This window comes from Desulfocicer niacini (assembly GCF_054657595.1).
Window position 1 is genome coordinate 1 of the sequence record NZ_BAAHYK010000094.1, and the last position, 7,502, is coordinate 7,502.

Annotated in this window: 5 protein-coding genes and 1 pseudogene; 1 reads left to right on the forward strand and 5 read right to left on the reverse strand. The window is 39.9% G+C overall.

The genetic code is table 11. From position 1 onward, the window contains the following. Nucleotides 1-155: 155 nt before the first annotated feature. Together ACYQ2M_RS24270 and ACYQ2M_RS24275 are read right to left on the reverse strand one after the other, a co-directional pair. On the reverse strand, nt 156-1,604 hold the full coding sequence (locus ACYQ2M_RS24270) for an ABC transporter substrate-binding protein (RefSeq protein ID WP_459918983.1): 1,449 nt from the start codon (nt 1,602-1,604) through the stop codon (nt 156-158). 594 nt (nt 1,605-2,198) lie between these two features. Continuing rightward, nucleotides 2,199-2,672: a transposase gene (locus tag ACYQ2M_RS24275; RefSeq protein WP_459918984.1), complete on the reverse strand. Its 474-nt coding sequence runs from the start codon at nt 2,670-2,672 to the stop codon at nt 2,199-2,201. A gap of 21 nt (nt 2,673-2,693) precedes the next feature. On the opposite strand from ACYQ2M_RS24275, the pseudogene ACYQ2M_RS24280 reads away from it, so the two are divergent. Then, nucleotides 2,694-3,686 (forward strand): annotated as a pseudogene (locus ACYQ2M_RS24280) (ISAzo13 family transposase); the annotation flags it as partial. Here ACYQ2M_RS24280 and rhuM read toward each other — a convergent pair. The 3 genes from rhuM to ACYQ2M_RS24295 all read right to left on the reverse strand — a co-directional run. Further along, nucleotides 3,683-4,267: a RhuM family protein gene (gene rhuM / locus ACYQ2M_RS24285; RefSeq protein ID WP_459918985.1), complete on the reverse strand. Its 585-nt coding sequence runs from the start codon at nt 4,265-4,267 to the stop codon at nt 3,683-3,685. The pseudogene ACYQ2M_RS24280 and the gene rhuM overlap by 4 nt on opposite strands. A 476-nt stretch (nt 4,268-4,743) precedes the next feature. Beyond that, entirely contained in the window at nt 4,744-6,369 is a 1,626-nt protein-coding gene (locus tag ACYQ2M_RS24290) for a sensor domain-containing diguanylate cyclase (RefSeq protein WP_459918986.1), read from the reverse strand. 34 nt (nt 6,370-6,403) lie between these two features. Next, nucleotides 6,404-7,502 (reverse strand): ISL3 family transposase (locus tag ACYQ2M_RS24295; RefSeq protein WP_459918987.1); only part of this gene is annotated, 1,099 nt, incomplete at its 5' end.

Below are 7,502 nucleotides of genomic sequence, written 5' to 3' on the forward strand. Positions count from 1 at the left end.
CTTACTTGCAAACTATGGCAAACCATGGAGTAAATCCACTTGTGGCCATTCAGATGGCCTTGGTTGGTAAAATTACCGAACTTGAATTTGATGGGGGTGAGTAGTTACCCTTAATTTTTATTTGTTCTGACTTTTGGAGCCTTTAGCATGGAAGGTTAGGTTGATTCAACATTATTTTTTTTCATAATTGAAGCGTATTCTTCTGGATAATGTTTTTTCATACAAGTAGGGCAGATTGTGTGACTAAAATCCACTCCTGAATGTTTGTGAATATACCCTTCTATCTGCTCATAATATCCTTCATCGTTTCTTATGTTTTTGCAAAAAGAACATATTGGCAGTATTCCTTGCAGAGTCTTGATTTCTGATAAGGCTTGTCTAAGTTCAGTTTGTGATTTCCGTAATTTTTTTTCTGTTTGAAGCTGTTCAAGGTAGGCTTGCTGGATTCCTGACCTGCTTTTATAAAGAGCAATAAACGAGCCGATAACGGTCATGGCAAGCAAGATGGTCAGTGTAATAAATATATCTAACCTATTTTTTTCATAAAATGTTTGTGGTCGATTGATGATGTTACTTTCTGGTGGTAAAAGGACATCTTTTACCTGAAAACGTCTCAATTCTTTGTCATCAAACATGAACGAATTTGGACTTGGAAAAAGCTTGGGCATCGAGATCGAAGATTTCCCCTTTAATATCTCAACAGCAATGTGACCTGCTTTTGAGCCGTGTTCGACAAGATTTATTAACTTACCACCGATAATGCCGTGATTGAGACTGAACTCCCAACCACCAAAAATTGGAACTGGACTCTTGGCTGCCAATATTTCTAAAGCTTCTCCGCTACTGTATTGTTTACCGTTGCTACTACTTTCCACAAAAGATGCAAAATAAAAGGCCGCAGTGTCAGGAGAGAGTCTTTGTATTTTTGCGATGAGCGCTTCTAGAGGTAAGCCGGCAAGATACTCAAAGTCTGCCTTCATACTGAAATTGATTGCTGCTGAGCGAAAGGCTTCGCTGTTATGTTGGCCTGTTATTGAATCGTCATAGATAACGACAATGCGTTTGGTTTGAGGGCGGAGCCTGAAAATAATATTGATACTTTCTTTAAAACTTGGACGTTCATCAATACCAACAAAATTCTTCTTCCCTTCCAGGCGTTTTACATCAAAAGAATTGGTGCCGCAAAAAACAACGGGGAGCGTTGAAAATAAATCATTGTAATGTTTTTCTACAATGTTGAAAGCAAAATCATCAGAAGCAACTATCAGGTCAAAATGGTATTTTTTATATTTATAGCCCAGTAACTTGGACAAAATTTCATCATATTCGGCGCCTGAATAAAATTTAGAATCCAAGTATTCAGTTTTGATGCTGGCTTCAGGGAAAGTTTCTGTAAATACTGTGCGAAACCCTCTGACAATATCATCTGTTCCCTCAAAACCTTCATGGTATGAGTTTAATAAAAGGATGTGGGGTGAATGAATTTCTTTGGAATAAGAAAACCCTGTAATCGTTAGCAAGGAGAAAATTGACAGCAGTGTAATAGCTATCAATTTGATTTTACACAAATTTTCACCTACAGGTCCAATATTAGAGTAGAACATGTTTTTTTTCATCACTAACTGGTGTATCTATTTAGAGTTGAAAGAAGATAGCCGCATCTGTCTAAAATTACCCTTCCCAAATAAGTCTATCGAATATCTTGTGTCGAAGCAAATTGATATTTTGACATGGTGTTAGTATCGCCGTCGAATGTTATGAATTTTATCCTCCGTCCCGTTTCCGCAAAAAGACATCTTCCGGCTTGAGAATAAAGTATGATACAAAATTTTATCCATCCCTGCGACAAGGGATGGTGGATAAAATCCTGTTGAACTTACCCTTGGATACGTGTACCAAATATATATGGGGATTGTAAATAACTATCAGGAATGAAAAAACAAAAATTGAACAGGATTTTTAGAATAAGCCTTTAATATGCTGTTATTTTAATCTTTTTTTCTATATTGGCTCAACATTTTAATGTGGCCTAATAATAAAATTGTGAAAAAAATTATTTTTCAGATATTCCAGATTCAACTTTTCTAAAGAATCGGCATCTGCAGGACATACTTCTCTCCTCCTTCATTTAAAGTGTTGACAACATCCAGCTCATTTTTGTAGTTGACCATATTTTATGGAGAATCTCTTCCTTTGGGTTACTTTATAAATTCGCTTCCTCCCATACCGTAGAGATGTTTTTTTATCTCAAACCTTTTCTCCAGTATCCCTTTTTTACACAATGGGCAACACCGGATATCAGTTCCGGTCAAATCGAGCATAATCTCCTCGACGGATCTGGTAGCTCCGTTTTCTTGGGACTCAGCTCCCAACAATTTGAGACACAACTCAATATTCTTTTTTTTGCACCTGTTTGCAAATAATCCAAAATTCCGGATACGCATGAAATTCCGGGGGGCCACATGGAGAAGGAAACGGCGGATAAACTCCACCGCGTCCAGGGTGATTTCCTTAGTGGTTTCTTTCCTGGGGTCTCGATATGAAAAAGTGGCTTTTCCACCTTCGCAGACCTTGATCCTGTAGTTTGAGATCGCCACCCGATGGGTATAACGCGCCACCGCAATCGTAGATATGCCCCCCAAGGTAAGAAGTTCGACACTCCATGATATCACTCGCCACCTTGTAATGCTCTGGGCCGTAAAAAAATAACAGATAAAAACCCAGCACTAGCAAAAGATCTTGATAACCTCATTGATCCTCTAACTCGTGGTGATCCGGAATCACCTCTTCGCTGGTCATGTAAAAGCACTCATAAATTGGCAAAGGCTCTTTGTGAAAAAGGGCATAAGGTTCCCCAAAAAACCGTGTATACTATATTGCAAACAATGGGGTACAGCATGCAGGCCAACCGAAAGATTTTGGAAGGGAAGCAAAATCCAGATAGGGATGCTCAATTCCATTTTATAAATGAGCAAGTAGCTGAATTTCAAGACTCCGGGCAACCTGTTATTTCAGTCGATGCAAAGAAAAAAGAAAATATTGGTCAATATAAAAATCCAGACATGGAATGGGAACATAAGGGATGCCCGGTTAATATGAACACTTACGACTTTCCGGACAAAAAAGCCGGTAAAGCATGTCCTTATGGTGTTTATGATCTTTCCCGAAATGAGGGTTGGGTAAGCGTTGGCATCAGCAAAGATACCGCTGAATTTGCAGTTGAAAGCATTCGCCGTTGGTGGAATGAAATGGGATGTTTGATATACCCTCATGCTACTCGCCTTCTTATTACAGCAGACGGAGGTGGAAGTAACGGTTATAGAATCAGGTTGTGGAAAAAAGAAATACAAGCTTTCTCGAACGAACTGGGTATTGATATCCAAATTTGTCATTTTCCGCCAGGTACCAGTAAATGGAACAAGATAGAACATCAGATGTTCTCTTTCATGAGTAAAAATTGGAGGGGACGCCCGCTGGAAAGTTTTGCAACAATAGTCAATCTTATTGCTAATGCAACTACAAAGAAGGGGTTGAAAATCAAAACTGATGTAGATTCGTCTGAATATCAATCTGGAATAAAAGTTACCGATGAAGAAATGGCCAGTTTGAATATTCTTAGGGATGAATTCCACGGAGAATGGAATTATAAAATTAAACCCCAAGAATCGTTTCACGCACCAGTTTAAACGTATAGGTTATTTTTACTCAAAGCCATAGCATCGAGACTGTTCGGCCGGGACATATTAGCGAAAAGCTCAGAGGCTTCACCTTTTGCCATCAATTGTTTATTCAATGCTGAAATGGATGCCATTGCTTCTTTGGGGCTGGAAAAAGTACCACCGGGTTGTCCTCCCGGTTCTTTGAGCAGGCCCTCGTCATACTGCTGAAGCCAAAGGAAGGTCGCTGTATACCGGCTAATGATATCCACAAGACCCCGTCCCATGTCTGAAGCAAGGGCAGGAGATTTAGCCGTCTTTTGAATCAGGGCAAGGGTCTGTTTCAGCTCTTGGGCATTCTGATCAAAACGCTGCTGGTTGATGGTATAGCCCTGCACCAAATATTCCCGAAGTCGCTGCGTGGCCCAGATACGAAACTGCACCCCCCGTTTGGAATTCACCCGGTACCCTACTGAGATCACAGCATCCAGATTATAGTGCTTGAGGTTTCTTTTGACCTGTCGCGTGCCCTCGGTTCGAACGACTAAGAAATTCTTAGCAGTTGAATCCGGTTCCAGTTCCCTGGTCTTATAGATATTTTTCAAATGCATGAGCACATTCTCCGGCGTGGTGTCAAACACCTCACCCATCTGGCGTTGAGTCAGCTAGACTGTCTCTTTTGCAAACCGGACATCCACCCGGATTTCCCCGTCCTTGGTCCTGTAAATCTGAATGCGGCTGTCATTTGTCATAAGTTATCCTTTTATCATGCCACTTGCTCTTTTTTCTCCAGTCTGCGGTACCTTATTTTCCTTTGTTTCAACAAAATTAATCTGCCTCAGCATCCAGCCTTTTTATTGAGAGTCTCTTCAACTGTAATTTTGTCATTTATCCGGGGTGTTTTTGTGTTTTAGTTTCATCAATATTAATGGCTTTATCCAAGTTTTGGATTGAATGCAAAAACGGTGAAGCTCACAGGCCAGCGACCCGAGGAAGGGAAACGCAAAAGTCAGCGGCAAATGAGGGCTGGAGCGATAGCGGAAGCCCTTATTTGTCCGCTGGACTGCCTGGTTGGCTTGTCGGTGTGTTAAACGGCTACAACAACATTCTTCCCTTGGTGCTTCGCTGTATAAAGATTATCATCTACTCGCTTAATAAAATCGTCTGGTTTTTCCTGGGTTGAAAATTCGGTTACTCCTGCACTTATTGTAACATGTGCATTGATTGTAAATTGATGTTTTGCGACCAATGAACAAATTCTGTTTCCAAGTATTTCTGCTTCTTTCAGGTCAGTTTCCGGACATAATATCATAAACTCCTCGCCACCCCACCGTCCTGGAATATCCGTAGGCCGTATTGATTTTTTTAACAGTAGGGATATTTCTTTAAGTACTGAATCTCCTGCCTGATGACCATATGTGTCATTGATTTTTTTAAACCAGTCTATATCAAACATAATAACTGAAAAGTAATTCTTATAGCGTTTCGATCGTTGAGTTTCTTTTTCAAGTTCAATATCTATCTTCTGACGGTTGTAGATTCCTGTTAATTTATCTGTTGAGGAAAGTTTTTTTAACTCTTCGTTTCTTTGTTCCAACAATAGCTTAGCCTCCTCAAGTTTTTGTGACCTGATATATAATTCTTGAGCCGTTAGCTGACCTAGTTCCCTGGCAATTACTCCAATTTCATTTTCAGGATACTTATAATCAAAAATCGCTTCCACGTTTCCGAGGATAAGAGCTTTAACTTTTTTTTGAAGCTCAATTAACGGGGTTGAAAAACGCCGACTCAATATAATACTTTGACCAATACCTAACAAAACTGCAATAAAACCGGTGAAAAGGAGGCTGGAAAAAATTTGCCATATAATTTCATTGGTAACTTCGTCCTTGTCTACAACAGTGAAAAACACCCAGTCCGTTGCATCACTATGACTATAATATCCCATTTTTTTCTTATTGTCTAATTTGTATTGTACAAAGCCTTCCCTTTCGTTTTTATTAACAGGGCTGTCAAATACTTTCGATATATATTTATTTATATAAATTTTATTGGGATGAATTAAGATTTTTCCATTCGGATTTGTCAAAAAACTATAAGATGATTTATATAGCCCTTCTCTTTGCTCTAACAAATTGATGACCAGTTCAATGGAACTGTCGATTGATATAACACCAGTAATGCCATATTTTTCACTGTACAATACTTGTCCTGTAGAAAATAACCACTCCTTGGTTACTGCATCCTGATAAGGCTCCCCGGTTGAAATGCCGGGTTTTGCTGCCATTGCATGTTTATACCAAGGGCGTTCAGTTGGATCATAAACTTCCGGAGGAGTGTAATCATTTATCAATAACTCTTTGTTTTTTTCATATCCGGAGTAGACATAAGTAATGTTTTTGTTGAGTTCTAAAAATGTTTTATACAATTTCAGGGTTTGCTGTCGTTCAGATTCACCTATCCATGGTATATTCTGAACACTTTCATTGGTCGCCAAAATCTTAAGCATATTTTCCACTTGAGAAAAATAACCATCTATCGAAAAATTAACGGCATAATTTTTTTGTTTTAATATTTCAAATGCTTTTAACTGTCCTGAGTGGTATAAACTATTTGACATAAAAAGGCCAAATATAGTCAGGATAATTGACGAAAAAATTATGCTGCTAATAAATATTTCTTTTTTTATCGATTTACTTCTAGTTTTTCCCATAATAAATCACAATAAAAATTGGCTCCTCGCTGTTTCATGTGGGTAGCGTATAATCCAGCTTACCCGCTATGAGGTAGATCATGGTGATATAGTTTCGAGACGAACGATACCCTCTGGCTTTTGCTTTGGCCGCCTGGATCAGACTGTTGATGCCCTCAAGGATTCCGTTATTAATGTGGGAATGAAACCATCTTAAGATGCCGTCCCAATGACGTTTAACGGTATAAACAGCCTGCTTGACAGGTTCAAGCCTACTGTGAGTCGCCCAGAAGTACCATTTTTTCAAAAACGCTTCTGCATTTTCCGGTGTCTGTGTCCAAAACTCCTGGAAATTCAGTTTGATGTGATAAGCTCTGACTGTCTTTAGATTTAATTTCGGAATTTTCAGTTCTTCAAGCTGTTTTGATTGGTTTTTTTTTAATTTATCGGTATTTTTCAGCCAAATATACCTGGTTTTCTTCAGTTCCGGATGATTTTTTTGTTCTTGGCGACGTACCTCATCCATAGCGTTGATGATGATCTTCATGACATGAAATTTGTCAAACGTGATTTGTGATTTCGGCAGGTATTGTCCGATGCCGCTGATAAAAGCCGGTGACATATCACAGCAGGATTCTTCAACAGCGTCTGGCTTCCCATCATGCTCAGCAAAGTCTTCGGAAAATCTTTTAACGGTGTCGGCCCCTTTCCCTTCAGTCGCGTAAATGGCTTTAGGCGTATCCAGATCCACAAAAACGCTGACATAATTGTGGCCTTTTTTGCCGGAGGTTTCATCAATTCCAACGCGTTTAACTTGAGACAGGTCAAGCTGGTCTCTTGCTTTATCAACATAATGGTTCAACAGGCGCCACAAGCGGGTATCCTGTTCACCGACCAAGCGCGCAACCGCTTTCACCGGCATGGCTGTCACCATGGACATAATCATGGCGTCAAACAATAGCGTAAAACCACTATCCGGGCGTGCCCACGAGACCCCCACCTTTTTGACCCCACAGTCTTTGCAGTTCACTCGTGGACCCCTGGCGGACAAGTAGGCTTCATGTTGAAAAAAAATGAGGTGACGCCATGTTTTTTGGGTCGTGTCATATGCCGTGCAGTCAGATCTGCCGCACTCCGGACAACTGAATACACTA

Excerpts from the sequence above, each read along its gene's own strand:
- ACYQ2M_RS24290 (WP_459918986.1), bottom strand. The coding sequence starts at position 6,369 with ATGGGAAAAACTAGAAGTAAATCGATAAAAAAAGAAATATTTATTAGC.
- ACYQ2M_RS24270 (WP_459918983.1), bottom strand. The coding sequence starts at position 1,604 with ATGTTCTACTCTAATATTGGACCTGTAGGTGAAAATTTGTGTAAAATC.
- rhuM (WP_459918985.1), bottom strand. The coding sequence starts at position 4,267 with ATGCATTTGAAAAATATCTATAAGACCAGGGAACTGGAACCGGATTCA.